Genomic DNA, 630 nt, shown 5'->3' with positions numbered 1-630 from the left:
TGCGTTAGGCGCTATTCACTTTAGGATTAGGGATGAACGTAGAATTTAAAGTGATCAATTTGGCGCAAGATTATGATTTTTGCGTAGCTGCTCGAAAGGACGCTTACTATTGCAGCTTCAAAACCTATTCGGGTTTTGATGATTTCATAGCAGGTTATCGAGAACGAATCCAAGAAAGGCAATCTGAAGCAGGTTGGTTTTACATCCATATCTGGTTGGATGGGCAATTGGTAGGGCAGTTAGAGTTTCGTTCTTTTTCGCCCGAGCCAGATACCGGTTATGTCCATTTGATTTACTTGTTGCCTGAAATCCGAGGTTCCGGTTTGAGCCAGCAAGTTCAGCTCTACATCGAAACAGAATTGACACGAGCTGGTTGTAATCGTGCTGTGCTTTCCGTGAGTAGAACGAACACAAGGGCGTTAAGGTTCTATAAGCGTAATGGTTGGGCATATTGCTGCCCTAATCCAAAGCACGATGAAACTGATTTTTACCAATTACAACTGCGCGCCTAACAAACTGCTTAAGAGGGATTCGCAATGCGTGGCATTTTCAGCATGCGGTGAGTTTTGTGATTAAGGCGGTGTGCGGTAGCTCTTGTAGTGCATTGCTCACCCCTTAGCAGGGCGTTAG

At 44.9% G+C, this 630-nt stretch carries 1 protein-coding gene; it reads left to right on the top strand.

The window, feature by feature from the left end:
• The first annotated feature begins 32 nt into the window (after nt 1–32).
• Entirely contained in the window at nt 33–512 is a 480-nt protein-coding gene (locus UF06_RS00135; protein WP_045568626.1) for a GNAT family N-acetyltransferase, read from the top strand.
• The last annotated feature ends 118 nt before the right edge of the window (nt 513–630 follow it).

The sequence above is a fragment of the Vibrio sp. S234-5 genome, from assembly GCF_000960595.1.
In the GTDB taxonomy this organism is placed as follows: Bacteria; Pseudomonadota; Gammaproteobacteria; order Enterobacterales; family Vibrionaceae; genus Vibrio.
The sequence above is the reverse complement of the archived record's forward strand: the minus strand, read 5'-3'. Positions and strand labels throughout refer to the sequence as shown.